We start from the raw sequence: 24,861 nt of genomic DNA on the forward strand, positions 1-24,861 counted from the left end.
ACTAATTGCCCCCCTGCAGGACGGTCATCATGCCTTTGATTTGCCCGCCGAGTAGCGTCAGGCCTGTCTGGTATTGCAGGCTGTTATCGGCAAACTGTGTGCGCTCCCGGTCCATGTCGACGGTGTTGCCATCAAGCGAGGGCTGATCGGGAATACGGTAAAGCAGGTCGGTCGTTGGCGCGGTCATCGCCTGAGCGGGAATATGCCGTGAGGATGTCAGGGCAAGTGAGACACCCGTCCCTTCGGCACGTCCACGCTCCATCACTTTTTTGAGTTCACTGGAAAAATCAATATCGCGCGCCTGATACCCGGGGGTGTCCGCGTTGGCGATATTGGCGGCTAAAATTTCCTGCCGCTGGGCGCGTAAGTTGAGCGCTTCCTGCTGAAAACGTAACGCGGCGTCGAGTTTATCGAGCATGTCTCCTCCGCTGATGAGAAAATTTCAGTTCACAGCTTAAATCTCACCCCGTCTCCCCTATCGACGGAATAAGCGCAAAATGCGTCGCTATTTGTTGCGTTGATGGAAAACCACTGCGGGTAGAATTTGCTTAATTCTGGACATGGTGGAACGTGCGATGCGGACTTTTAAACGTGGCCTTGCGGCGACCCTGCTGCTTTTGAGCCCTCTTGTGCAGGCTGAGGGGTTAGAGAACCAGCTCAATGCATTCTTTGCGCAGAAGCTGGCCGGTTTCAGCGATGACGTACGCGTGACCGTACGCACCCCGCCTAACCTTTACCCTTCCTGCGAAGCCCCGTCATTTAGCGTGACCGGCAGCACCCGCTTATGGGGCAACGTGAATGTGCTGGCGCGTTGCGCCAACGAAAAACGTTATTTACAGGTTGCGGTTCAGGCGACAGGCAATTATGTTGTCGCCGCCGTTCCCATTCCCCGGGGCAGCCTGCTGCAACCAGACAGCGTAACGCTGAAGCGAGGCCGTCTGGATCAGCTTCCACCGCGGACGATGCTGGATATTAACCAGGCTCAGGAGGCGGTCAGCCTGCGCGATGTCGCCCCTGGACAGGCGATACAGCTCTCTATGCTGCGCCAGGCGTGGCGGGTGAAGGCGGGACAACAGGTGATGGTGGTCGCCAATGGCGAAGGCTTTAGTATCAACAGTGAAGGAAAAGCGCTGAATAATGCCGCAGTAGCACAAAATGCCCGAGTCAGAATGTCCTCAGGCCAGGTGGTCAGCGGCACGGTCGGTCCTGATGGGAATATTCTGATTAACCTGTAATCTTTTTAAAGATTTCGCGGCGACTGCCGATAAATATTCAACAAATGATGATGTCAGGCGCAAACGCCGCGAACCCTCGATGAGGACAACACTATGAGCATTGATCGTACATCAGCCCTGAAGCCGGTTAGCACTGTACAACCTCGCGAAACGAATGAGGCTGCCCCGCAAAAAACGCGTCTGGAAAAAACCTCGACGGCTAACAGCACCAGCGTCACGCTGAGCGATGCGCAGTCGAAGCTGATGCAGCCAGGCAGCAGCGATATCAACATGGAACGAGTTGAAGCGCTGAAAACGGCTATCCGTAACGGCGAACTGAAAATGGATACCAGCAAAATCGCTGATGCGCTGATTCAGGACGCACAGAGTTTCCTCCAGAGTAACTAACCGTATGAGTCGACTGTCAGAAATACTGGATCAGATGACGGTGGTCCTGAACGACCTGAAAACGGTGATGGACGCAGAACAGCACCACCTCTCTTCTGGTCAAATCAACGGCAGCGCGTTGCAACGCATTACTGAAGATAAAAGCTCGCTGCTGGCGACCCTGGATTATCTGGAAAAACAGCGACGCGCTGAGCAAGACACGAAACGCAGCGCCAATGATGAGATCAACGAACGCTGGCAGACCATTACAGAAAAAACCCAGCATCTTCGCGATCTCAACCAGCATAACGGCTGGCTGCTGGAAGGTCAGATTATCCGTAATCAGCAGGCGCTTGAGGTGTTAAAGCCCTATAAAGAGCCGGGGCTGTACGGTGCGGATGGTCAAACGGCCACGGCACGTATCACGGGCGGGAAAAAGATTTCGATTTGACGCACTAGCGGCATGTCATGAAGCGGGGAGCACCTTCTGGTGACTCCCCTTTTGGCGTTTATACCGTGCGGCGGGTAAACTCTTTCACCTTGAAGCCAAGCACCGCCAGCGTGGCAAAGTACGCCACCACCCCGACCACCACCACGGCCATCAGACGCATCAGGCGGTAAGGCATGGTGCCCTGCGCCCACTCAGGCATGACATACAACATGCCAACCAGCGCGGCCGCCATCACTACTACCGCGATCGCCAGACGCAGCAGGAAGCTTGCCCAGCCCGGCTGCGGGGTGAAGATATCCTGCTTACGCAGCTGCCAGTACAGCAGCCCGGCGTTGAGACAGGCCGCCAGACCAATCGACAGTGACAGACCCGCGTGTTTCAGCGGACCAATAAACGCCAGGTTCATCAGCTGCGTCATGATCAGCGTCACAATGGCAATCTTAACCGGCGTTTTGATGTCCTGACGTGAATAGAAACCGGGCGCAAGCACCTTCACGACAATCAGCCCCATCAGCCCCACTGAGTAGGCTACGAGCGCACGCTGGGTCATGGCGGCATCAAAGGCGGTGAATTTTCCATACTGGAACAACGACACCGTCAGCGGTTTCGCCAGGATCCCCAGCGCCACCGCGCTTGGCAGCGCCAGCAGAAAACAGAGACGCAGACCCCAGTCCATCAGGCGGCAGTATTCATCGTGGTTGCCGCTGGCGAAACTTTTCGACAGCGACGGCAGCAGAATAGTCCCCAGCGCCACGCCCAGCACCCCGGATGGAAACTCCATCAGCCGGTCGGCGTAGTACATCCAGGACACCGAGCCCGACACCAGGAAAGAGGCGAAGATGGTATTGATGATGAGCGAGATCTGGCTGACGGACACGCCGAGTATTGCCGGTCCCATCTGTTTGATAACGCGCATTGCGCCCGCATCTTTGAAATTAATGCGCGGCAGAACCAGCATGCCGATCTTTTTCAGGTGCGGGAGCTGGTAAGCAAGCTGTAACACCCCGCCGACGGTCACGGCCCAGGCCAGCGCCAGCACCGGTGGGTTAAAATGCGGCGCGGCGAACAGCGCAAAGCCAATCATGCTGACGTTAAGGAACGTGGGGGCAAAGGCCGGCACGGAGAAGCGGTTCCAGGTATTCAGGATGGCACCCACCAGCGACGCCAGCGAAATCAGCAGAATATAGGGGAAGGTTATCCGCAGCAGTTGCGTCGTCAGGGCAAATTTATCCGCCGTGTCGGCAAAGCCCGGCGCCGTTACCATGATTACCCAGGGCGCTGCCAGCATCCCCAGTACGGTCACGATCGCCAGCGCCAGCGTCAGTAAACCGGAAACGTACGCCACAAAGACGCGGGTGGCATCTTCGCCCTGCTTGCTTTTATATTCCGCGAGGATCGGGACAAATGCCTGTGAGAAAGCCCCTTCGGCAAAAATACGGCGCAGCAGGTTCGGCAGCTTGAACGCAACGAAAAAGGCGTCAGTCGCCATCCCTGCGCCAAAAACCCTTGCCACAATGGCATCGCGAGCAAAGCCAAGCACGCGGGAAAACATGGTCATCGAGCTGACGGCCGCCAGCGATTTTAATAAGTTCATTAACGTGAAGTTCCACAACCCTACGGATTTCCAGGACGGATAAGCGAAAGCGCCACCCGGCAAAGCCAACAAGCGGCGCTTAGTCTAACCGGATTTCAACGAATTACTATCGGCAGATGTTACAGCGAGTTATTCCGACATGGCTTCGCGCCAGAGTCGTTCCACGATGCGCTGCGCCAGAATGGCCTGCTCCCCGGACGTTTCAGGAACCGTCTGATTCTGCACGCAGGTAATGAAGTGACGCGCGCAGCCCACAAAGCCACGCTGCTCCAGGGTGCTCTGCCAGCCGGGAACGGGTAACGCGAGCACGCCATTGCCCTTCTCTTCCCGCCACTCACGCATATCGGTGACGTCATACAGCGCGCCATCCGTAACGGCCTGCACGGACTCGCGCTGGCTGCCCGCCCGACGATGCATGCTGGTCGTCACCTGTAAATGCTCAACGGCAAAATGATGTTCGGCGTAAACCATTTCACCCTGCTCGTTGGTCAGCAGCGTGCCGCTTTGCAGCTGGGCTTTTCCGTTACTCAGCCAAAGGGCCGTATCCACGACGTGGAGATAATCATCCAGCAGCGTGAACCGCAGATCGTTCGGCCCCACGCTGTCGGTACGGTGCTTATCCATACGCAGAGAGGCAAACGAGCCGGACTGCGCTTTAAGCTGCTGATAGAGCGGCGCAAAACGGCGGTTGAAGCCGACCATCAGCGTCAGCTTTTTACGCGCGGCCAGCTCAATCAGTCGTTCAGCATCCTGCACATTTTCCGCCAGAGGCTTATCAACGCAGACGTGAACGCCTGCGTTCAGCAACTCGCTCACCACCTGGAAGTGCGTCGCGGTTGAGGTATGCACAAATACCGCATCACATTCACGGGCTAAATCCTGGAGTGAGCCAGCATAAGGGATGCGCCAGGTTTTGCAGATGCGCTCTGCTTTCTCGCGAGTGGGCGACCACGCCCCTTGCAGCGTCCAGTCTGACGCGGCGCCTAAAACGGGCAGCCAGGCTTTTTGCGCAATCCCGCCCAGCCCCACCACTCCAATGCGTAATGTAGTCACGGTTAATCTCCCAGGTGTGCGAGTAAAGCATCCAGACGCTGCTTCAGCCCGGCAACCTCGTCTTCCAGGGCTGCCACGCGCGCGGTCAGGCTGTCGTTTGATGCTGGCGTGTCGGATTCGACGGCTAGCGTAGAGGACTCCACGTCGCCGCTAAACAGGTGCATGTAGCGGCTTTCACGCTTGCCCGGTTCGCGGGCCAGACGCACCACGTAAGGACCGTCCTCGCGTGAGGCTAATCCCTCCAGCGTCTGTTCAACGTCCTGCATATCCTGAAACTCATGCATGCGGGAGGCGCGTGTGCGCAGTTCACCCGGCGTCTGCGCCCCGCGCAGCAGCAGCGTGGTGATAACCGCCACTTCTGCGGCGCTGAGTTTTAAATCGCCAAATTCGGAATTACAAAAGCGCTGTTCATATTTAGTGACGCGATTACCGAAGCCGCTGACGGTGCGCAGGTAGTGGCGCTTCACCAGCTCATCAAGGATATCCTGCACCTCGTACTCGCCAAGGTTCATCACCGGCTCACGGTTCGTCTTTTGGTTGCAGGCCATCGTGACGGCATTCACGGAAAGAGGATACTGTTCCGGCGTCGTAACCTGCTTTTCCAGCAGGCAGCCAATCACGCGCGCTTCGGCGCCATTTAACTGATATTTCATCTTTTCTCCTTAACGACCCGCGGTCCACTCCTGCGTGGTGAGCGCGGTGAGGACATGGTCCCGCCACTCGCCGTCAATCAGCAGATAATCTTTGGCATAGCCCTCTTTCTCAAACCCCAGGCGGGCCAGCAGATCGCCGCTGCGCTTATTGTGCGGCATGTAGTTCGCCATAATGCGATGGATATGTTGCGTGCGCTGCATGTAGCGAATCGCCGCCGTCAGCGCCTCAAACATGAGCCCCTGCCCCTGCCATTTCTGGCCGATGGAATACCCGAGATAGCAGGCGTGAAACGACCCGCGTGCTACGTTTGAAAAATTGGCAATGCCAACGATCTCTTTCTCTTCCGGATCGAGAAGCGCGAAATAAAACGCACTTCCCTGTTTGTGAAATTCCGCAATCATACTGAGGCGCGCCTGCCAGCCAGAGGGGTAGCAATGGCTCTCGTCCCGAACGGGTTCCCAGGGTTTTAAAAACTGGCGATTCTCGGCGTAATAATCCGCCAGACGCCAGGCATCACGCTCATGCACCAGACGAACGACCAGCCTGTCCGTCGTCAGACGCACTTTTGGCACATTACTGCGATAGCCAAACATCGATACCACTCCTTCCCGTCGCTTCTGCTCTGCCTGTTAGCTTTACTATACCTGCGCCTGTGCCTTCTGTGAAAACAGTGACATACCATTTTTATCGCTTTTCACATTTTTCGATGAGAACTCTCTATCAAAGCACCTTTTTGATAAAAAAATATTGTCGCCAGCAGGTATGTGAAAAAGTGCGGCGACACCGCAGAATATTAGCGTGCTCACCTTTTATTTTCCCTGGAGGGAAAATGTCCCGCGTATCACAGGCCAGGAGCCTGGGTAAATATTTCCTGCTCGTCGATAACATGCTGGTCGTGCTCGGCTTTTTTGTCGTTTTTCCACTTATATCGATTCGTTTTGTCGATCAAATGGGCTGGGCGGCGCTAATGGTCGGGATCGCGCTGGGCTTACGCCAGTTTGTACAACAGGGTCTTGGCGTGTTTGGCGGGGCAATAGCCGACCGCTTCGGTGCGAAACCGATGATCGTCACCGGCATGCTGTTACGTGCGGCGGGATTCGCCACGATGGCAATCGCTCATGACCCCTGGCTGCTGTGGTTCTCCTGTTTCCTTTCCGGGATTGGCGGCACCCTTTTCGACCCACCGCGTACCGCGCTGGTAGTCAAGCTGATCCGTCCGCAACACCGGGGGCGCTTCTTCTCGATTTTAATGATGCAGGACAGCGCTGGCGCGGTGGTGGGCGCCCTGCTGGGAAGCTGGCTGCTGCAATACGATTTCCGCCTGGTCTGCGCCACCGGCGCGGTGCTGTTTATTCTCTGCGCGCTGTTTAACGGTCTGTTTCTGCCCGCATGGAAGCTGTCGACGGTAAAAGCGCCGGTGCGGGAAGGGCTTGACCGCGTGCTGAGCGATAAACGCTTCGTCACCTATGTTTTAACGTTGACCGGCTACTACATGCTCGCCGTGCAGGTCATGCTGATGCTGCCGATTATGGTTAACGATATTGCCGGCACGCCGGCGGCGGTAAAATGGATGTATGCCATTGAGGCCTGCCTTTCCCTGACTCTGCTCTATCCGATTGCCCGGTGGAGCGAGCGCCGTTTCCGGCTTGAGCACCGTCTGATGACCGGGCTGTTGCTGATGACGCTGAGCATGATGCCCATCGGCCTGGTGAGCTCACTCCAGCAGCTGTTTATGCTGATTTGCACCTTCTATATTGGCTCAATCATTGCCGAGCCGGCCCGTGAAACCCTGAGCGCGTCACTTGCCGACGCCCGGGCCCGTGGCAGCTACATGGGCTTCAGCCGTCTCGGACTGGCGCTTGGCGGCGCGCTGGGTTACACCGGTGGCGGCTGGCTGTTTGATGCCGGAAAAGCGCTCCATCAGCCGGAGCTGCCGTGGGTCATGCTCGGTATGGTCGGCTTTATGACGCTGATTGCCCTCTGGTGGCAGTTCAGTGATAAACGCAGCACCCGCGGGATGCTGGAGCCTGGCGCCTGACCTTCTGGGGGAGGATATTTACCTCCCTTCACTATCAGTTTTTTCTGCTGGTTTCTCCAGGATCACCCTGACATACTGGCGTATCAGGACAGATGCGCCGATTTTATGTTGAGGAACACCATGAAAAAGATCGTTATTGCCGCTGCGTTAATTGTCAGTGGGCTGCTGGTGGGATGTAACCAGCTTACGCAGTACACCGTCAGTGAGCAGGAAATTAATCAGGCGCTGGAAAAACATAATAACTTTTCAAAAGATATCGGCGTGCCCGGCCTTGCGGATGCACATATCGTCCTGACGAATCTCGCCAGCCAGATTGGGCGCGAGGAGCCTAACAAAGTCACCCTGTCCGGCGATGCCAGCCTCGACATGACCTCGCTCTTCGGCAATCAGAAAGCGGATATCAAGCTGAAGCTCAAGGCGCTGCCGGTCTTTAATAAAGAGAAAGGGGCAATTTTCCTGCAAGAGATGGAAATCGTCGATGCGGTCGTCACGCCGGATAAAATGAAACCGGTGCTGCAAACGCTGATGCCTTATCTCAACCAGTCGTTACAGAACTATTTCAACCAGCAGCCCGCCTACGTTCTGAGCGAAGACAAGAGTAAGGGCGAATCTCTGGCGAAGAAATATGCCAAAGGGATAGAGGTGAAACCGGGTGAAATCATCATTCCTTTCACCGACTAAATACTCCGGGCGCTCAGGCGCCCGTATTTTTTAACGGAATAGTGTGCAAACGAAAACGTTTCCGCTTATGATTTGTGTCCGGCAAAAACAGCCATCTTATGACTGATCCCTTTCAAGCCGGAGCTTCCATGACTGTACAATCCCAGGTTCTCAAAATCCGCCGCCCAGACGACTGGCATATCCATCTTCGTGATGGCGACATGCTGAAAACCGTCGTGCCGTATACCAGCGAAATTTATGGCCGTGCGATTGTTATGCCTAACCTGGTTCCGCCAGTCACCACCGTCGAGGCCGCGATCGCCTATCGCCAGCGTATCCTTGACGCCGTTCCGGCCGGGCACGATTTTACTCCGTTGATGACCTGCTACCTGACGGACTCGCTGGATCCCAATGAGGTTGAGCGCGGATTTAACGAAGGTGTGTTCACCGCCGCGAAGCTCTACCCGGCAAACGCCACCACCAACTCCAGCCATGGGGTGACGAGCATCGACGCCATCATGCCCGTTCTGGAGCGTATGCAAAAACTGTGGATGCCACTGCTGGTGCACGGGGAAGTGACCCACGCTGACATTGATATTTTCGATCGCGAAGCGCGTTTTATCGAAACGGTCATGGAGCCGCTGCGCCAGCGTCTTCCTGGGCTGAAGGTAGTGTTTGAACACATTACGACCAAAGATGCCGCAGAGTATGTCCGGGATGGAAACGAATTGATTGCCGCCACCATCACCCCGCAGCACCTGATGTTTAACCGTAACCACATGCTGGTGGGTGGCGTTCGTCCACATCTGTATTGTCTGCCGATCCTCAAGCGCAATATCCACCAGCAGGCGCTACGTGAGCTGGTCGCCAGCGGCTTCCCGCGCGCGTTCCTCGGCACGGATTCCGCCCCGCATGCCCGTCACCGAAAAGAGGCTAGCTGCGGTTGTGCAGGCTGCTTTAACGCCCCGACCGCCCTTGCAAGTTACGCAACCGTCTTTGACGAGATGAACGCGTTAGGCCATTTCGAAGCCTTCTGCTCCCTTAACGGCCCGCGTTTCTACGGTCTGCCGGTTAATGACACGTTCATTGAGCTGGAGCGCAAAGAAAGCCAGGTTGAAGCGTCGATTGCGCTCACCGACGATACGCTGATCCCCTTCCTGGCCGGTGAAACCGTAAGCTGGACGGTAAAAAGCTAAAAAATTGTCATCCCCCTGTTGTCAAACCGCCAATATAACTGTATAAATAAACAGTATATTACACAGGGGGCATTTATGCGTATTGAAGTCACCATTGCCAAAACCACCGTCCTGCCTGCTGGCGCACTCGACGCTCTGGCGGGTGAGCTATCCCGACGTATTAACAGCACTTTTCCTGAAAACGATGGCGCCATAACGGTACGTTATGCGACAGCAAACCATCTTTCCGTCATTGGCGGCGCGAAAGAAGACAAAGACCGCATCAGCGAAATTTTGCAGGAAACATGGGAAAGCGCCGACGACTGGTTTATCACTGATTAAAATTTGCTCCCTCATTGTGTTTTTTTGCCGGGTCGCCCCGGCTTTTTTCGTTTCGTCTCCTGAAAGTTCAAAATATTTCAGTATCTTCTTAGAAAATCGTGAACAAGATGACGTTTTATTGTTCAAACAATCCTAAAAAGCAGAAAAATGTGTTGCTACCCGTTTATTTTTTCCTGCGGAACCCTTATTAATTGATATACTGAAAAAGCTTTCAGAAAAACATGCATTGAACCTCAAAGTCGTTGTCTTCTAACACGCATTAAGGGGGTTATAATGGAAAAGAATAATGAAGTCATCCAGACCCATCCACTCGTTGGCTGGGATATCAGCACCGTAGACAGCTACGATGCGCTGATGCTGCGTTTGCACTACCAGACCCCGAATCAGCTAAACCGTGACGAAGCGGAAGTTGGACAGACGCTGTGGCTTACAACAGACGTCGCCCGTCAGTTTATTTCTATTTTGGAAGCAGGCATCGCAAAAATAGAATCTGGCGACTACCAGGAAAATGAGTATAAACGGCATTGACCTTATGCCCCTTTTCCCTCAACAGGCACCCTCGCGGTGCCTTATTTATTTCGCTCTTGTATAAGCCCACATAGTTAATTACTCTGCTAACAAAGCGTTAGTAAAGAGAAGCCTATGAAATACGATTTGATCATTATCGGAAGCGGCTCCGTTGGATCTGCAGCCGGTTATTACGCTACGCAGGCGGGTCTGAATGTGCTGATGATTGACGCCCACCTTCCCCCTCATTCTGAAGGAAGCCATCACGGCGATACCCGTCTCATCCGTCACGCTTACGGCGAAGGTGAGCGCTATGTACCGCTGGTGCTTCGGGCTCAGACGCTGTGGGATGAGCTGGCCGCACTCACCGAAGAACGCATTTTTGAGCGCACCGGGGTTATTAATCTGGGGCCCGCCAACTCCACGTTTCTGGCGAATGTCGAGGAGAGCGCGAAAGCCTACCGTCTGGACGTTGAGCGTCTGGATGCGAACGACTTAATGGCGCGCTGGCCGGAAATTTCTGTCCCTGAAGACTACATTGGATTGTTTGAAGCCAATTCCGGGGTACTGCACAGCGAAACGGCCATTAAGACCTGGATTGATCTCGCCGCCAAAGCGGGCTGCGCACAGTTGTTTAACTGTCCGGTCACGGGTATCACCCACCATGCCGGGGGTTCAACCGTCACCACGTCTGAAGGTGAATATACCGCCACGCGCCTGCTGGTGAGTGCGGGAACGTGGGTGACGAAACTGCTGCCGGATCTGCCCATCCAGCCGGTACGCAAAGTCTTCTCCTGGTTCCAGTCTGACGGGCGTTACAGCAGCCAGAACAAATTCCCGGCGTTCACGGGCGAGTTACCTAATGGCGACCAGTACTACGGTTTCCCCTCGGAAAAAGACGCGCTCAAGATTGGCAAACATAACGGCGGACAGGTAATTTCCTCTGCGGAAGAACGCAAGCCGTACGGAGCCTATCCGCAGGATGGTTCCGAAGCCTTCACGTTCCTACGTAATATTCTGCCGGGCGTAGGCGGGTTGCTTTATGGCGCAGCGTGCACCTATGACAATACGCCAGATGAAGACTTCATCATCGACACCCTGCCTGGGCACGACAACACCCTGATCGTAACCGGGCTCAGCGGTCACGGGTTTAAATTTGCCTCTGTGTTAGGTGAAATCGCCGCCCAGTTTGCTCAGGGGATTGCGCCTTCGTTTGATCTCAAACCCTTCGCGCTCTCGCGCTTTAGCCGATAATACCGCTACAGGCTCCGAATAACCGGAGCCTGATTTGCGAGAGGATCATGATGCGCAGACTGGTGAATTACCTTATCAATAACATCCGCGAGCATTTCATGCTCTACATTGTCCTTTGGTCGCTGCTGGCGATTGTTGACGTCATCTTTATTGTATTCTTCTGAAAACCATCACTGACGTTTATTGACACTCCTTTAAACTTATTTAACTTATAGTTTTTATAAAAAGTCATCTCAAATTTATTGAACGAAGCGATTGAAATACATTGCGGAAACATATTCAAATTCGCTGAAATAAAATAACTAAATAACATTATTCCTTTTTTTCAGTTGCATTATTTAATTAATCCGGCCATTTTTATTGCTCAGTCATTTGAGAACGGAAATTCATATGCAATGGCGTAACTCCTCCAGCCGCTACGGAATAATATCCATGTGTTTACACTGGCTATTTGCACTTGCTGTCTATGCCATGTTTGGTCTCGGCCTCTGGATGGTGACATTAAGCTATTATGACGGTTGGTATCATCAGGCCCCCGAATTGCACAAAAGCATTGGGGTTCTGCTGATGATGGGTCTGGTTTTTCGCGTGATCTGGCGACATCTCTCTCCGCCCCCTCCAGCCCCCAAAAGCCATGGCCGTCTTACCCGCATAAGCGCTGTTGGCGCACATATCGCACTCTATGCCCTGCTGTTCGCCATTCTGATCAGCGGTTATCTCATTTCGACCGCAGACGGCAAACCGATCAGCGTGTTTGGGCTCTTTGACGTCCCTGCCACGCTGGCTGACGCCGGTTCACAGGCTGACACCGCAGGTGTGGTTCATCTGTGGCTGGCATGGAGCGTGGTGATCCTGTCTGTTCTGCATGGCCTTGCGGCCCTGAAACACCACTTTATCGATAAAGACGATACGCTGAAGCGCATGCTTGGCCGTTCGTCAGTTGACTCTGGAGCATAAAATGAAAAAACGCCTGTTGGGTATCGCATTAGGTTCGCTGTTATTTACCACCGGTTCGGCCATTGCCGCCGACTATAAAATTGATAAAGAAGGCCAGCATGCCTTCGTCAATTTCCGTATTCAGCATCTGGGTTACAGCTGGTTATATGGTACGTTCAATGATTTCGATGGCACATTTAGTTTCGACGAGAAAAACCCTGCTGCCGATAAAGTAAACGTCACCATTAATACTAACAGCGTCGACACTAATCACGCCGAGCGTGATAAACATCTGCGCAGCGCTGAATTCCTGAACGTAGGCAAATTCCCGCAAGCTACTTTCGCGTCGACAGAAGTGAAGAAAGACGGTGATAAGCTCGCTATTACCGGTAATCTTACGCTGAACGGCGTAACAAAACCGGTAACACTGGATGCGAAATTAATCGGCCAGGGCGACGATCCGTGGGGCGGAAAACGTGCTGGCTTTGAAGCCGCTGGCAAAATTCATCTGAAAGATTTTAATATCACCACAGATTTAGGACCGGCATCGCAGGATGTAGAGCTGATTATTTCGGTGGAAGGCGTTCAGCAGAAGTCATAAAACAGGCCCGGCAGGCTTTTACGCCGTCGGGCAATGTTTTACTCCGGGTCCGGAATACCCAGTTTGGTATTCAGTCGGCCCCGGGATTTATTAAAGATCTTATTCCCGTTCTCGCGCCCGGCACGGCGACGACGTTGCTCTTCTTCAGGCAGGATACTCTCTTCACTGCACAGCTCGCTACAGCAGCCATTAAACTTCTCGGCACATGCAGGACACTGAATAAACAGAAGATGACAACCGTCGTTTTTGCAGTTGGTATGCGTGTCGCACGGCGTACCGCACTGGTGGCAGTGAGCGATTACGTCCTCTGAAATTCGCTCGCCCATACGCTCATCAAACACAAAGTTTTTACCGATAAAACGCACCGGTAACCCCTGCTCGCGGGCGCGGCGGGCATATTCAATGATCCCACCCTCAATATGCCAGACTTTATTAAAACCGTTGTGTTTCATCCAGGCACTGGCTTTTTCGCAGCGGATCCCACCGGTGCAATACATAACGATCTTTTTGTCTTTATGCTCCTGCATCATCTCAACCGCTTTCGGCAGCTGTTCGCGGAAAGTGTCGGCAGGAATTTCCATCGCATTCTCGAAGTGGCCCACTTCATATTCGTAGTGGTTACGCATATCGATGAACACTGCATCCGGATCGTCGAGCATCGCGTTCACTTCAGCGGCCTTGAGGTACTCCCCCACATTCGCGGCATTGAAGCTCGGATCGTCGATGCCATCCGCCACAATACGCTCACGCACCTTCATGCGCAGCACCCAGAACGATTTGCCGTCATCATCCAGCGCAATGTTCAGGCGTAAGCCGTTAAGCGCCGGATCAAAACCATAAAGGAGATCGCGGAAGGCGCTGACTTTGCTTTCCGGCACGCTGATCTGCGCGTTAATACCCTCACGCGCCAGATAGACGCGACCAAACACGTTCAGGGCGGTGAAAGCCTGGTAAAGCGCATCGCGGGTCGCCTGTGGATCGTTGATGGTAAAATATTTATAGAAAGAGATCGTTGTGCGCGGTTCGGTTTCGGCCAACATACGCGCTTTCAACATCTCATTCGAAACGCGGTTGTGTAACACTGGCATGGTGTACAAGTCCTGCAATCGTTGAGAAATAAAAATCGGTCGGCATGATATAGCAAACAAAGACAATTTACATCCACACAATTTACGCTACATTTCAGTCAACCTGATTAATCAGACTTAACACTTGCATATTCTTTCATGTTTCGATGACAGACATTTTGGCTATGCCTCAAAAAATGAGACAATAGCCCTTCAGGACGTTAGAACACAGGACAGACATGACCCAGTTACCGAAATTTACTGCCGCGCTTTTACACCCACGCTATTGGTTAACATGGTCAGGCATTGGCTTGTTGTGGCTAATTGTACAGCTGCCTTATCCCGTAATTTTCCGCATGGGTAAAGGACTGGGCCGCATTGCTCAACAATTTATGAAGCGTCGCGCCAGGATCGCGTATCGAAATCTTGAGCTTTGCTTTCCTCAGATGAGCGAATCTGAGCGTCACGACATGGTGGTTAAAAACTTCGAATCTGTCGGCATGGGACTGATGGAGACCGGTATGGCCTGGTTCTGGTCTGATAAGCGCATGGCGCGCTGGACGGAAGTGGCCGGAACCGGCATGGATCCGGTGCATAATCTCCAGGCCAACCAGACTGGCGTCCTGCTGATTGGCGTTCATTTCCTGACGCTCGAAATTGGCGCACGCATGTTCGGCATGCAGGCGCCGGGTATTGGCGTTTATCGTCCCAACGATAATCCGGTGATCGATTTGATCCAGACCAACGGACGCATGCGCTCGAATAAAAGCATGATCGACCGCAAAGACCTTAAAGGGATGATCCGCGCCCTCAAATCAGGTGAAGTGGTCTGGTATGCCCCGGATCATGACTACGGCCCGCAATCCAGCGTGTTTGTCCCGTTCTTTGCGGTGGAAGATGCGGCGACAACCACCGGGACCTGGATGCTGGCGCGGATGTCCAAAGCGGCTATCGTGCCGTTTGTACCGCGCCGTAAACCAGACGGTTCAGGCTATCAGCTCATCATGCTGGAGCCGGAACTCACGCCGCCGCTGGATGATGCAGAAACCACCGCGCGCTGGATGAATGCTATTGTCGAGAAATGCATTATGCTCGCTCCCGAGCAGTACATGTGGCTGCATCGCCGCTTCAAAACCCGGCCTCAGGGCGTCCCTTCTCGTTATTAATCTGCATGCGGTCTTCCGGGCCGCAAGCTGTTTTAGCTTTAAAAGCTCCCCGTCATTGCGGCAATCATACCCCAGGCGCATAATTAGCAGGCTTATTACCTCACTGGTCACGGTGCCCTGCACCTCATTATGCGGATAGTTATGTCCTCCACAGATGCTCCCATAAACTGGAAACGCAACCTGACGGTTGCATGGCTGGGTTGTTTTCTTACTGGCGCCGCCTTTAGCCTGGTAATGCCCTTCCTGCCCCTCTACGTTGAACAGCTCGGCGTCACCGGCCATAGCGCACTGAATATGTGGTCCGGCCTGGTGTTCAGCATTACGTTCCTGTTCTCCGCCATTGCGTCGCCTTTCTGGGGTGGGCTTGCGGATCGCAAAGGCCGCAAAATTATGCTGCTGCGCTCCGCGCTCGGCATGGCGATCATAATGCTGTTGATGGGGGTGGCGCAGAATGTCTGGCAGTTTCTGATATTACGCGCGCTTCTGGGTCTGCTCGGGGGATTTATCCCCAATGCCAACGCCCTGATCGCAACCCAAATCCCACGCCATAAAAGCGGCTGGGCATTAGGTACGCTCTCCACTGGCGGCGTAAGCGGCGCACTGCTGGGTCCGCTGGCGGGCGGGCTGCTGGCCGACCACTACGGACTGCGGCCGGTATTCTTCATTACCGCCAGCGTGCTGTTCCTCTGCTTCCTCGTGACGCTTATCTGCATCCGCGAGAATTTCACGCCGGTAGCCAAAAAAGAGATGCTGCACGCCCGGGATGTGCTGGCCTCGCTGAAAAACCCAAAGCTGGTGCTGAGCCTGTTTGTGACCACCATGATTATTCAGGTGGCCACCGGTTCAATCGCGCCTATTCTGACGCTCTATGTCCGCGATCTGGCGGGAAACGTCAGCAACATTGCTTTTATTAGCGGCCTGATCGCCTCTGTTCCCGGCGTGGCCGCGTTGCTGAGCGCGCCGCGACTCGGCAAGCTGGGCGATCGCATCGGCCCGGAGAAAATTCTGATCTGCGCCCTGATCCTCTCCGTCCTGCTGCTGATCCCCATGTCGATGGTGCAGTCTCCCTGGCAGCTCGGCGTGTTGCGCTTTCTGCTGGGCGCAGCGGACGGCGCGTTGCTTCCGGCGGTGCAGACGCTGCTGGTCTATAACTCCACCAACCAGATTGCCGGGCGTATTTTCAGCTACAACCAGTCGTTTCGCGATCTGGGTAACGTCACCGGGCCGCTGGTCGGCGCGGGGGTTTCGGCCAGTTTCGGTTTCCGGGCGGTCTTTATCGTGACGGCAGGCGTCGTGCTGTTCAACGCTATTTATTCCTGGCTCAGCTTATCCCGGGCGCTACGCCCGGCGCGCATAACACAACATCGTGACGGCTAATTTACGCATTCATACTTGCACAATCATATAATCAGCTATTCTTTCCCTGAATACCTTCACGAAAAACAGGGAGACACCAATGACCATGTACGCCACGCTGGAAGAAGCAATTGATGCCGCTCGCGAAGAATTCCTCGCCGATAATCCCGGCATTGAGGAAGAAGATGCTGACGTGCAACAACTCAATATCCAAAAATACGTCCTTCAGGACGGCGATATTATGTGGCAGGCCGAATTCTTTGCTGATGAAGGTGAAGACGGAGAATGTCTGCCGATATTGAGTGGTGAAGGTGCGCAGGCGGTATTCGACGGCGACTATGACGAAATTGAGTTACGTCAGGAGTGGCTGGAAGAAAATACGCTGCATGAATGGGATGAAGGTGAGTTTCAGCTCGAACCGCCGCTGGATACCGAAGAAGGTCAGGCCGCAGCGGACGAATGGGACGAGCGATAAGCTCTCGTTACTCGTAAGGGCCGTGGCTGGCATCGATGGGCAGCAGTAGCGTGTCGAAAATCAGCGAAAACGGCAGATCGAGCACGGTGAGATAGCGCCATGCGGAATCGCGGACATCCCACTGTACGCCGGGGTAGTACTGATTCCCGTGGCCCTGTCCGGGAATGGTGCGGCTGATGATGCTGCCGCAGCCGCTGAGCAGGCATGCCATCATGACGACGATGATTACTTTCATTTCTGACCTCTAAAAAAATACCGGCCTCACAGCCGGTATTTTATTTGGCGGGTGGCGCTTCGCTTACCCGCCCTACTTAACAACTTACTTCGCCTTCAGGGCCAGCGGATTCAGCTTCACGTCCTTGTAGTAGTTCACCCACGAAGAGTATCTCTCCGGAGAAGTCCACACGCGGTAGTGAAGCCGTGCCATCGTCACCGGATCGCTCAACAGCACCAGACGACGGTCGCGGTTAAGCTTTTCTGGCGTCTCATTCAGCGCCTGCTCAACGTGGCGATCGCGGGCGATCTCCAGCACCTGGCTGGCACGGTGACGCGCAGTCGCCATCGCGGTTGCCAGCGCGTTGAATGACGGGTTAAACACGGCGTGCATAAAGCCATCATCCAGCGTGCGTTTGCGGTTCTGCTCCAGATAGGTATCGGTATCCACCAGCACCTGCGGCGGAGAATACTCTTCCGGGATCAGGAACAGCTTCCAGCGTTTGGTACGCAGGCCCACCGTAGAACGGCTGGAGATCACCGACACAAATGGCGACAGGATCAGCGAGAAGACGATTGGCGCCAGCCAGAACAGGAAACGCAGATCCAGCCAGGCCATACCAACGGCCCACACCAGGCCCAGCAGCAGCTGAGAGCCGTGGCGCATAAAGGCTTCACTCCATGGCGTAGAGTCATCGTCACGCTGCGGTGAATTCCACACCACTTCCCATCCCAGGAACGCGCTCACCACGAATACCGTGTGGAACAGCATACGCACCGGTGCCAGCAGGACCGAGAACAGCACTTCCAGCAGAAGTGAAAGGGTTACGCGGCAGAAACCACCGTACTCCTTCGAACCTTTACACCAGATCAGAATGATACTGAGCAGCTTAGGCAGGAACAGCAGCACCATGGTCGACGCGAACAGCGCAATCGCCAGCTCCGGACGCCACTGCGGCCACACCGGGAACAGCTGGCGCGGTTGCAGGAAGTACTGCGGCTCCGTCAGGGCATGCACAACCTGCAACGCGGTCGAGAGTGCCAGGAACATAAACCACAGCGGCGCAGACAGATAGGACATGACGCCCGTCAGGAACACCGCACGGTGAACAGGGTGCATCCCCTTCACCAGGAACAGGCGGAAGTTCATCAGGTTACCGTGACACCAGCGGCGGTCGCGCTTGAGCTCATCCAGCAGGTTCGGCGGCAGCTCTTCATACGAGCCCGGCAGATCGTAGGCAATCCAGACGCCCCACCCTGCGCGACGCATCAGCGCGGCTTCCACAAAGTCATGCGACAGAATGGACCCGGCAAACGATCCTTCACCCGGCAGCGGCGCCAGGGCGCAGTGCTCGATGAATGGCTTCACGCGGATAATGGCGTTGTGGCCCCAGTAGTGAGATTCACCCAGCTGCCAGAAGTGCAGACCGGCAGTAAACAGCGGCCCGTAGACGCGGGTCGCAAACTGCTGGCAGCGCGCATATAGCGTGTCCATACCGGACGCTTTTGGCGAGGACTGAATAATACCCGCGTTCGGATTGGCTTCCATCAGACGGACCAGCCCGCTCAGGCAGTCGCCGCTCATCACGGAGTCCGCATCCAGTACCACCATGTAGCTGTACTGGTTACCCCAGCGACGACAGAAGTCATCGATGTTCCCGCTCTTACGCTTAACACGACGACGACGACGACGGTAGAAGATCTGCCCTTCGCCCTGCACTTCAGCAATCAGCTCCATCCAGGCTTTTTGCTCTGCCACGCAGATATCCGGGTTGTAGCTGTCGCTCAGGATGTAGACGTCGAAATGCGCCGCGTTACCGGTCGCCTTTACGGACTCCCAGGTGGCACGCAGCCCGGCGAATACGCGGTCAACATCTTCGTTACAGATAGGCATGATCAGCGCGGTACGGTGCTCAGGATTGAGGGGTTCATCCCCGACCGTCGACGCGGAAATGCTGTATTTGTCACGCCCCATCAGCAGTTGCAGGAAGCCCATCAGCGCCGTCCAGAACCCGGCGGAGACCCAACAGAACAGCACGGCAAACAGCAGAAGGATGCCGCTCTGTAAAATATACGGCAGCAGCTGCATGAAGGAGACCCAGATATCCTGGCCAATCATGTCAGCAGGGTTAATCAATGCCCAGCCCTGGTACGGCAGAATAGTTTTCATGTACCAGGTGGCGACAACCGTCTGTGCCAGCGTCAGCAGCAGCAGAATGTAACGACGAATCGTTCCCACGGTACGCCATTTCTGCTCGGACGCCTGTTGTTCTTTGGTCAGACGTGACAGATAGCGCGGCGTCACGTCACGCCCACGCAGGCGATCCCAGAAGCGACCCACCGGGTTGGTGCGCCACGGATCGGGGAACATAGAGGAACGCGTGGCCTTCGGCATCGCCTGTAGCTGGTCACGCCCTTCGTCATCCTTGATTAACTGCCCTTCTGCCAGCGAGTCTGGCCATGCCTGCTCCAGACGTGCCTTCACTGACCCCAGCGGCGTATCATCATCACGGGAAAAGTGACGATGTTCACCATCCAGCGCGGTGTGAACCGCGCGGATGTCGCTCGCAGGGAGTGCCGCTTTTTCAATGTCCGTTAGCGGCATGGCATCAATATATTCAGATGTATTATTCATTGGCAGGTAGCTGATAGCTCCAGGTTTCACTCAGCGGCTTATCGTTACTGACCAGCGCGGCGCGCATTTCAGTGGTCTGTTTCGGATCTTTCACCTTCACGCGCAGGGTCAAACGCCACCCTTTGGTGACCGGATTGTAACGCACAGCGTTCTCAACGATTTCACCGTTATCGCCAATGCTGGCCTGTGCCGTCACGGCAGTATCCGGCGCCAGTTTTTTCATATCCTGCCCGGTGAAGTCCACGATAAATGCCAGCGTGCCATCCGGCTGACGAATCAGGTTGGACTGCTTCACGTCCCCCGTAGAACGACGCGTCTGCATCACATACGCATTATCCGGTGCGTGCAGTTTGTCTTCGTCACGGCTGAAGGTGATCGCATACTTGAAGTTCATCTCTTTACCGGCTTCAGGCAGCTGATCCGGTGTCCAGTACGCCACGATGTTATCGTTGGTTTCATCATTGGTTGGAATTTCAACCAGCTCAACCTTGCCTTTACCCCAGTCGCCTTTCGGTGTAACCCAGGCGCTTGGGCGCAGATCGTAGCGGTCGTCCAGATCTTCAAAGCGGGAGAACTGACGGCCACGTTGCAGCAGACCAAAGCCCTGCGGGTTTTCCATCGCAAAGCTGCTGACGGCGAGGTGTTTCGGGTTGTTCAGCGGACGCCAGATCCACTCGCCGTTACCAGCATGAATGGAAAGGCCATTAGAATCATGCAGTTGAGGGCGGAAGTTAGTCGCCGGAGACGGCTGATTCGGCCCGAACAGGAACATGCTGGTCAGCGGCGCGACGCCCAGTTTGCCCACTTTATCGCGCAGGTAAACTTTAGACTGCACGTCAACCACCGTGTCACGCCCTGGCATGATCACGAAGCGATAAGCGCCTGTCGCACGAGGGGAGTCCAGCAGCGCATAAATTGTCAGACGTTTGTCGGTTGGTTTTGGACGTTCGATCCAGAACTCGCGAAAACGTGGAAATTCTTCACCTGATGGCAGCGCGGTATCAATTGCCAGACCGCGCGCAGAAAGCCCGTATACCTGCCCCGCGCCAATCACGCGGAAGTAGCTGGCGCCAAGCATGCTGACGATTTCGTCGTTTTTATCTTTGCTGTTAATCGGGTAAAGCACCTTGAAGCCTGCGAAGCCGAGGTCTTTCACCGTGTCTTTATCGTGTTGCACATCGCCAAAATTGAAATAATCCGGGCTGTACTTGATTTTACGTACCGCGGTCGCCGTCACTTCATTGATGGCAACCGGCGTGTCGAAGTACATACCCTGGTGGTAAAATTCAAGCTTGAACGGGGTTTTAATATTGTTCCAGTACGCTTTATCGTGATTGAACTGGATCTGCTGATAGTCCGCGTATTTCATGTCGCGGAAAACGGAGGGCAGGTTACTTTTTGGCGCTTCGTAGCTCTTGCCCGCCATCGATTTAGCCTGTTTTGCGACATCATCGATGTTAAAGGCCAGTGCAGATGAGGTATACAGTGACAACAGCACTGCTACACCCAACCAACGCATTTTCATCATTTGTGGTTTATGTTTCATAATAAGTAAGCACTTCCCCCTTTGTGTGCTTATATCGATCCGATCCATTTTAATGGAAACTCAGGCAATCCGACAACATTATCACTGCTTTGTTCAGCTCGCTGGCTCATGGATTAAGCAAATGAAAGAACCCGCTTTTCACTTTGCGTGCTTATCCTGGAGACAGGGTGTCGGTCTTGGTGTAGGGTTGGCTCCGAATGTAACCATTATGAGCCTTAGGGATAAGGCGAAAAGTCTGAGAATGCGCAAAGTTATATGAGCACAACCCCTGTACAACGTGAATATTTCCTCGACTCGATCCGCGCATGGCTCATGCTATTGGGGATCCCTTTTCATATTTCACTGATCTATTCCAGCCACACCTGGCATGTGAACAGCCAGATGCCCTCCTGGTGGCTGACGCTGTTCAATGATTTTATCCATGCCTTCCGCATGCAGGTGTTTTTCGTCATTTCAGGCTATTTCTCTTACATGCTCTTCTTGCGCTATCCCCTCAAGCGGTGGTGGAAAGTGCGCGTGGAGCGCGTGGGCATACCAATGTTGACGGCCATTCCGCTGCTGACGCTGCCGCAGTTCATCATGTTGCAGCATGTTAAAGGCAAGGCGGAAAACTGGCCTAATCTCTCGTTCTATGAGAAATACAACACCCTGGTCTGGGAGCTGATTTCCCACCTCTGGTTCCTGCTGGTACTGGTGGTGCTAACCACGGTGAGTTTGCTGATCTTCAGTCAACTGCGCCAGCGCGCGAGCGCCGCAACCTCGACCTTCTTCGCCAACATCACCCTGGGCAAGCTGTCGCTGCTGTTTCTTGCGCTGGGGGTCGCGTATGCCGCCGTCAGGCGTACGCTACTCATTGTCTACCCTCCCATTCTGAGCGATGGGCTGTTTAATTTCGTGGTGATGCAGACCCTGTTCTACATTCCCTTCTTCCTGATTGGGGCGCTGGCATTTATTCATCCCCGGCTTAAAGCGCTGTTTACCACCCCCTCCCCCTGGTGTGCGGTGGGTGCTGCGCTGGCCTTTGCCGCCTATCTTCTCAATCAGCGCTTTGGCAGCGGGGACGCGTGGATGTATGAGACAGAGAGCGTGATAACGATGCTGATGGGCCTGTGGATGGTTAACGTGGTGTTCGCCCTTGGCCATCGTCTGCTGAATTTTAAATCAAGTCGCGTCACCTATTTCGTTAATGCTTCACTGTTTATCTACCTGGTCCACCATCCGCTGACGCTGTTTTTCGGGGCGTACATTACGCCGCATATCAAATCGAATGCGCTGGGCTTCTTCACCGGTCTGGTCTTTGTGGTTGGCATTGCCATCGTGTTGTATGAAATCCACCTGCGGATCCCGCTTTTGCGTTTCCTGTTCTCAGGCAAACCTCAGGTTAAAGCGGGATAAAAAAACGGCGCCTCCAGAGCGCCGTTTTTGCTTTTCAGACATCAAAATGCCTGGCTGCGCGCGGTCAAAAGCCGCTGATACAGGTCGGCGGTGTGCTCATCGAAACAGACAAAAATGACTTTTTCCGGCATGGGTTTGAGGGAAAGGTAGTGATAAACGGTATTCACGGCGATCGTAGCTGCCGCTTCCTTTGGATAACCGTAAACCCCGGTGCTAATGGCGGGGAATGCCATGGTCTTATAGCCGTTATCTGCCGCAAGCCGCAGGCAGTTACGATAAGCCTGCTCCAGAATCTCAGCCTCATGGCTGTCGCCACCGTGCCAGACGGGTCCAACGGTATGGATCACCGCTTTGGCCGGGAGATCGCCCGCAAGCGTAATAACAGCATGCCCCGGCGGGCACTCTCCCTGCTGCTGGCGCACGGTTTTGCATGCTTCAAGGAGCTGAGGGCCCGCGGCCCGGTGAATGGCACCATCCACCCCGCCCCCACCCAAGAGGGAGGAATTGGCTGCGTTGACGATCACGTCAACGTGCACCGTCGTGATATCGCCATGAATAACGTCGATTTGCGGTCTCATAAACACCCTCTGCAACCCGCCTTTTTCATCAGTGTATCGCAGAGGGAGAAGGAGAAAAACTGTCGCGAAAAAAACGGCGGTTAACGGTAATCCACCTGAACGACCGCAAGCGTTTTCTTTTCATTCAGGTATTTCATGGTGACAGCGGCCAGCGCTGAGTGAGGATGATGGCCCCGGAGCGCCTCGTCATAACTGATGGTATGCATTTTCATACGGTTATTTTCCGGGCAGGAAATCGCAAACTGCCGATGCCGGGGCGTGACTTCGCACGGGTCAGCGACCACCGCGCCACGAAAATGAATCACCCCACCATTCTCTATAGTTGCTGAATAAGCCGGAGAAAAAAAAGAGGACAGGATCAGTCCCAGACCAGAAATAATACACGCTGCGGATTTGAACATTATTTGTACTCCTCAATGAAATTCGTCCTTGAGGGGTAAAAACGCTCCGTTATGACGTATCAATTTAAGCAACCCGTTTGCTGGGTTCTTGATATCAGCATAGCTTACCTGTGCAGCGCCGCCACTTTATTAAATCATTGATTTTATGAATGATTAAAGCGTACTTGCCGGTGCGTTCCACTGCTGTGATAAATGAAGCGATTTTCCATCGGAAACGGTGACGATTATTTTTACCGCATCCCCTGAGCGAATATTTAAACTGATTCGCGTTAAATCAATCGGCTGATTAGCGGGTATAAAAAGAGTATTTTTCTGCCGCGATGTACTTTGTCCCCCCTGCCCCTGTCGGACAGATAACACCTCAACCTGACATTCGCAGGCGTCTGCCAGCGTGACCTGAGGAATAATGGTTGTCACATTTGCCTGCTGTGAGGTACTGAACGTTATCTGGCTGGCAAGCGCGGCAAGGAGAATGAAGGTGCTCATGAGATCCTCCCGAAAAAAAACAGGGCGGATGCCCTGTTTTTTGGTACAGAAATGAATCAGTACTGGTGTGCGGTCGCGTTGTTGCCGAAGCCAACCTGGTGCACAGTCACCGTTGAGCCGGACGCTGTCTGGTCTACCGCTGCGCCGTTGCCGCCGCCGAACTGTTTCACGTTGATAACAGAGTCTTTGCTATTCCACTGGTCGATGGTGGCGCTGTTACCAAAGCCTTTTTGCAGCAGATCGATAGAACTGTCATCAGAGCCCTGGCCAACATCTGCGCCGTTACCGCCACCATGCTGGGTAATGGTCAATTCAGAATCTCGGGCATCCGTCTGCAAAGCAAGCGCGGAGTTACCGCCGCCGTACTGGTAAATGCTCAGGGTTGAGTCAGGGCCGTTATTGCCGCCACCCCAGCCACCACCGTGGCCGCCGCCAAATTGTGGTACCGCACCTGCGAAAGCACTGCCAGAAACTACGATTGCTGCAATAACTGCCACTTTGAAAAGTTTCATGGTAAACCCCCATCGGATTGATTAAGGCGTCACACATCGCTAGCGTTGAATAACGCGAATAGCCATCTGCGACTGTCTCTGTACGGCTTTGTTGAATAAATCAGATTTCGGGTAAGTCTCCCCCGTAGCGGGTTGTGTTTTCAGGCAATACGCACGCTTTCAGGC

At 54.3% G+C, this 24,861-nt stretch carries 29 protein-coding genes; 16 read left to right on the forward strand and 13 right to left on the reverse strand.

Features of this window, described 5'->3' with window-relative positions:
• Window position 1: 1 nt before the first annotated feature.
• A complete protein-coding gene (gene flgB / locus ACOT1A_RS16405) occupies window positions 2–418 on the reverse strand; it encodes a flagellar basal body rod protein FlgB (RefSeq protein WP_003857999.1) in 417 nt (138 codons plus the stop codon).
• A gap of 157 nt (window positions 419–575) precedes the next feature.
• Between flgB and flgA the strand changes: the two genes are divergently transcribed.
• The 3 genes from flgA to flgN all read left to right on the forward strand — a co-directional run bounded on the left by flgA (window position 576) and on the right by flgN (window position 2,052).
• A complete protein-coding gene (gene flgA / locus ACOT1A_RS16410) occupies window positions 576–1,235 on the forward strand; it encodes a flagellar basal body P-ring formation chaperone FlgA (RefSeq protein ID WP_022647723.1) in 660 nt (219 codons plus the stop codon).
• Window positions 1,236–1,328: 93 nt separating this feature from the next.
• A complete protein-coding gene (gene flgM / locus ACOT1A_RS16415) occupies window positions 1,329–1,622 on the forward strand; it encodes a flagellar biosynthesis anti-sigma factor FlgM (protein ID WP_003858002.1) in 294 nt (97 codons plus the stop codon).
• A 4-nt stretch (window positions 1,623–1,626) separates the two neighbouring features.
• Entirely contained in the window at window positions 1,627–2,052 is a 426-nt protein-coding gene (gene flgN / locus ACOT1A_RS16420) for a flagella biosynthesis chaperone FlgN (protein WP_022647721.1), read from the forward strand.
• Between the two features lie 58 nt (window positions 2,053–2,110).
• On the opposite strand, the gene murJ is transcribed toward flgN, so the two are convergent.
• The 4 genes from murJ to rimJ all read right to left on the reverse strand — a co-directional run bounded on the left by murJ (window position 2,111) and on the right by rimJ (window position 5,946).
• Window positions 2,111–3,646 carry a murein biosynthesis integral membrane protein MurJ gene (gene murJ / locus ACOT1A_RS16425; RefSeq protein ID WP_017384735.1) on the reverse strand — a complete coding sequence of 512 codons (1,536 nt, stop codon included), beginning with the start codon at window positions 3,644–3,646 and terminating at the stop codon, window positions 2,111–2,113.
• Between the two features lie 129 nt (window positions 3,647–3,775).
• The gene (locus ACOT1A_RS16430; RefSeq protein WP_023305857.1) at window positions 3,776–4,699 is read right to left on the reverse strand and encodes a Gfo/Idh/MocA family protein; all 924 of its coding nucleotides are present in this window, start codon (window positions 4,697–4,699) and stop codon (window positions 3,776–3,778) included.
• Between the two features lie 2 nt (window positions 4,700–4,701).
• Entirely contained in the window at window positions 4,702–5,352 is a 651-nt protein-coding gene (locus tag ACOT1A_RS16435) for a YceH family protein (protein WP_045307934.1), read from the reverse strand.
• Between the two features lie 9 nt (window positions 5,353–5,361).
• Window positions 5,362–5,946 carry a ribosomal protein S5-alanine N-acetyltransferase gene (gene rimJ / locus ACOT1A_RS16440; protein ID WP_368958451.1) on the reverse strand — a complete coding sequence of 195 codons (585 nt, stop codon included), beginning with the start codon at window positions 5,944–5,946 and terminating at the stop codon, window positions 5,362–5,364.
• A 236-nt stretch (window positions 5,947–6,182) separates the two neighbouring features.
• On the opposite strand from rimJ, the gene mdtH reads away from it, so the two are divergent.
• The 9 genes from mdtH to ACOT1A_RS16485 all read left to right on the forward strand — a co-directional run bounded on the left by mdtH (window position 6,183) and on the right by ACOT1A_RS16485 (window position 12,866).
• Window positions 6,183–7,391 (forward strand): multidrug efflux MFS transporter MdtH, encoded by a 1,209-nt coding sequence (gene mdtH, locus ACOT1A_RS16445; protein ID WP_048966512.1) that lies wholly within the window; start codon window positions 6,183–6,185, stop codon window positions 7,389–7,391.
• Window positions 7,392–7,511: 120 nt separating this feature from the next.
• Window positions 7,512–8,072: a lipoprotein gene (locus ACOT1A_RS16450; protein WP_023305855.1), complete on the forward strand. Its 561-nt coding sequence runs from the start codon at window positions 7,512–7,514 to the stop codon at window positions 8,070–8,072.
• Between the two features lie 128 nt (window positions 8,073–8,200).
• Window positions 8,201–9,247, forward strand: a complete 1,047-nt coding sequence (gene pyrC / locus ACOT1A_RS16455) for a dihydroorotase (RefSeq protein WP_421625528.1) — start codon at window positions 8,201–8,203, stop codon at window positions 9,245–9,247.
• Window positions 9,248–9,322: 75 nt separating this feature from the next.
• On the forward strand, window positions 9,323–9,568 hold the full coding sequence (gene dinI / locus ACOT1A_RS16460) for a DNA damage-inducible protein I (RefSeq protein WP_022647715.1): 246 nt from the start codon (window positions 9,323–9,325) through the stop codon (window positions 9,566–9,568).
• A 273-nt stretch (window positions 9,569–9,841) separates the two neighbouring features.
• Window positions 9,842–10,096, forward strand: a complete 255-nt coding sequence (gene bssS / locus ACOT1A_RS16465) for a biofilm formation regulator BssS (protein WP_023299782.1) — start codon at window positions 9,842–9,844, stop codon at window positions 10,094–10,096.
• A 114-nt stretch (window positions 10,097–10,210) separates the two neighbouring features.
• A complete protein-coding gene (gene solA, locus ACOT1A_RS16470) occupies window positions 10,211–11,329 on the forward strand; it encodes an N-methyl-L-tryptophan oxidase (protein WP_105322641.1) in 1,119 nt (372 codons plus the stop codon).
• A gap of 50 nt (window positions 11,330–11,379) precedes the next feature.
• Window positions 11,380–11,493 carry a YceO family protein gene (locus ACOT1A_RS16475; RefSeq protein WP_022647713.1) on the forward strand — a complete coding sequence of 38 codons (114 nt, stop codon included), beginning with the start codon at window positions 11,380–11,382 and terminating at the stop codon, window positions 11,491–11,493.
• Between the two features lie 226 nt (window positions 11,494–11,719).
• Window positions 11,720–12,286 carry a cytochrome b gene (locus ACOT1A_RS16480; protein WP_022647712.1) on the forward strand — a complete coding sequence of 189 codons (567 nt, stop codon included), beginning with the start codon at window positions 11,720–11,722 and terminating at the stop codon, window positions 12,284–12,286.
• Window position 12,287: 1 nt separating this feature from the next.
• Complete coding sequence (locus ACOT1A_RS16485) at window positions 12,288–12,866, forward strand: YceI family protein (protein WP_022647711.1); 579 nt, start codon at window positions 12,288–12,290, stop codon at window positions 12,864–12,866.
• 38 nt (window positions 12,867–12,904) lie between these two features.
• Here the strand turns inward: ACOT1A_RS16485 and ACOT1A_RS16490 are convergent, their stop codons facing one another.
• The gene (locus ACOT1A_RS16490) at window positions 12,905–13,954 is read right to left on the reverse strand and encodes a rhodanese-related sulfurtransferase (protein WP_022647710.1); all 1,050 of its coding nucleotides are present in this window, start codon (window positions 13,952–13,954) and stop codon (window positions 12,905–12,907) included.
• Window positions 13,955–14,172: 218 nt separating this feature from the next.
• On the opposite strand from ACOT1A_RS16490, the gene ACOT1A_RS16495 reads away from it, so the two are divergent.
• The 3 genes from ACOT1A_RS16495 (at window position 14,173) to ACOT1A_RS16505 (ending at window position 16,930) form a co-directional block, all read left to right on the forward strand.
• Window positions 14,173–15,099, forward strand: coding sequence for a Kdo(2)-lipid IV(A) acyltransferase (locus tag ACOT1A_RS16495; RefSeq protein WP_023305852.1), 927 nt, complete (start codon window positions 14,173–14,175; stop codon window positions 15,097–15,099).
• A gap of 141 nt (window positions 15,100–15,240) precedes the next feature.
• Window positions 15,241–16,476: a multidrug efflux MFS transporter MdtG gene (mdtG, locus tag ACOT1A_RS16500; protein WP_276170112.1), complete on the forward strand. Its 1,236-nt coding sequence runs from the start codon at window positions 15,241–15,243 to the stop codon at window positions 16,474–16,476.
• 79 nt (window positions 16,477–16,555) lie between these two features.
• The gene (locus tag ACOT1A_RS16505) at window positions 16,556–16,930 is read left to right on the forward strand and encodes a MysB family protein (protein ID WP_003858026.1); all 375 of its coding nucleotides are present in this window, start codon (window positions 16,556–16,558) and stop codon (window positions 16,928–16,930) included.
• A gap of 7 nt (window positions 16,931–16,937) precedes the next feature.
• On the opposite strand, the gene ACOT1A_RS16510 is transcribed toward ACOT1A_RS16505, so the two are convergent.
• The 3 genes from ACOT1A_RS16510 to mdoG form a co-directional block, all read right to left on the reverse strand.
• Window positions 16,938–17,165 carry a YceK/YidQ family lipoprotein gene (locus tag ACOT1A_RS16510; RefSeq protein ID WP_003858030.1) on the reverse strand — a complete coding sequence of 76 codons (228 nt, stop codon included), beginning with the start codon at window positions 17,163–17,165 and terminating at the stop codon, window positions 16,938–16,940.
• Window positions 17,166–17,249: 84 nt separating this feature from the next.
• Window positions 17,250–19,778, reverse strand: coding sequence for a glucans biosynthesis glucosyltransferase MdoH (gene mdoH / locus ACOT1A_RS16515; protein ID WP_023299777.1), 2,529 nt, complete (start codon window positions 19,776–19,778; stop codon window positions 17,250–17,252).
• Complete coding sequence (gene mdoG / locus ACOT1A_RS16520; RefSeq protein WP_032622136.1) at window positions 19,771–21,324, reverse strand: glucans biosynthesis protein MdoG; 1,554 nt, start codon at window positions 21,322–21,324, stop codon at window positions 19,771–19,773. The genes mdoH and mdoG overlap by 8 nt, the downstream gene beginning before the upstream one ends.
• Window positions 21,325–21,579: 255 nt before the next feature.
• Between mdoG and mdoC the strand changes: the two genes are divergently transcribed.
• On the forward strand, window positions 21,580–22,719 hold the full coding sequence (gene mdoC / locus ACOT1A_RS16525) for a glucans biosynthesis protein MdoC (RefSeq protein WP_022647705.1): 1,140 nt from the start codon (window positions 21,580–21,582) through the stop codon (window positions 22,717–22,719).
• Window positions 22,720–22,760: 41 nt separating this feature from the next.
• Here mdoC and ymdB read toward each other — a convergent pair whose 3' ends face one another.
• From ymdB to csgA, 4 genes are all read right to left on the reverse strand, one after another.
• Window positions 22,761–23,297, reverse strand: coding sequence for an O-acetyl-ADP-ribose deacetylase (gene ymdB / locus ACOT1A_RS16530; RefSeq protein WP_150314847.1), 537 nt, complete (start codon window positions 23,295–23,297; stop codon window positions 22,761–22,763).
• 80 nt (window positions 23,298–23,377) lie between these two features.
• Window positions 23,378–23,698 carry a type 1 fimbrial protein gene (locus ACOT1A_RS16535; protein WP_276170113.1) on the reverse strand — a complete coding sequence of 107 codons (321 nt, stop codon included), beginning with the start codon at window positions 23,696–23,698 and terminating at the stop codon, window positions 23,378–23,380.
• A 153-nt stretch (window positions 23,699–23,851) separates the two neighbouring features.
• Entirely contained in the window at window positions 23,852–24,184 is a 333-nt protein-coding gene (gene csgC / locus ACOT1A_RS16540; protein WP_023299776.1) for a curli assembly chaperone CsgC, read from the reverse strand.
• 56 nt (window positions 24,185–24,240) lie between these two features.
• Window positions 24,241–24,696 carry a curli major subunit CsgA gene (gene csgA, locus ACOT1A_RS16545; RefSeq protein ID WP_003858043.1) on the reverse strand — a complete coding sequence of 152 codons (456 nt, stop codon included), beginning with the start codon at window positions 24,694–24,696 and terminating at the stop codon, window positions 24,241–24,243.
• Window positions 24,697–24,861: the final 165 nt, after the last annotated feature.

The sequence above is a fragment of the Enterobacter cloacae complex sp. SYL003 genome, assembly GCF_049236925.1.
GTDB classification, from domain to species: Bacteria; Pseudomonadota; Gammaproteobacteria; order Enterobacterales; family Enterobacteriaceae; genus Enterobacter; species Enterobacter intestinihominis.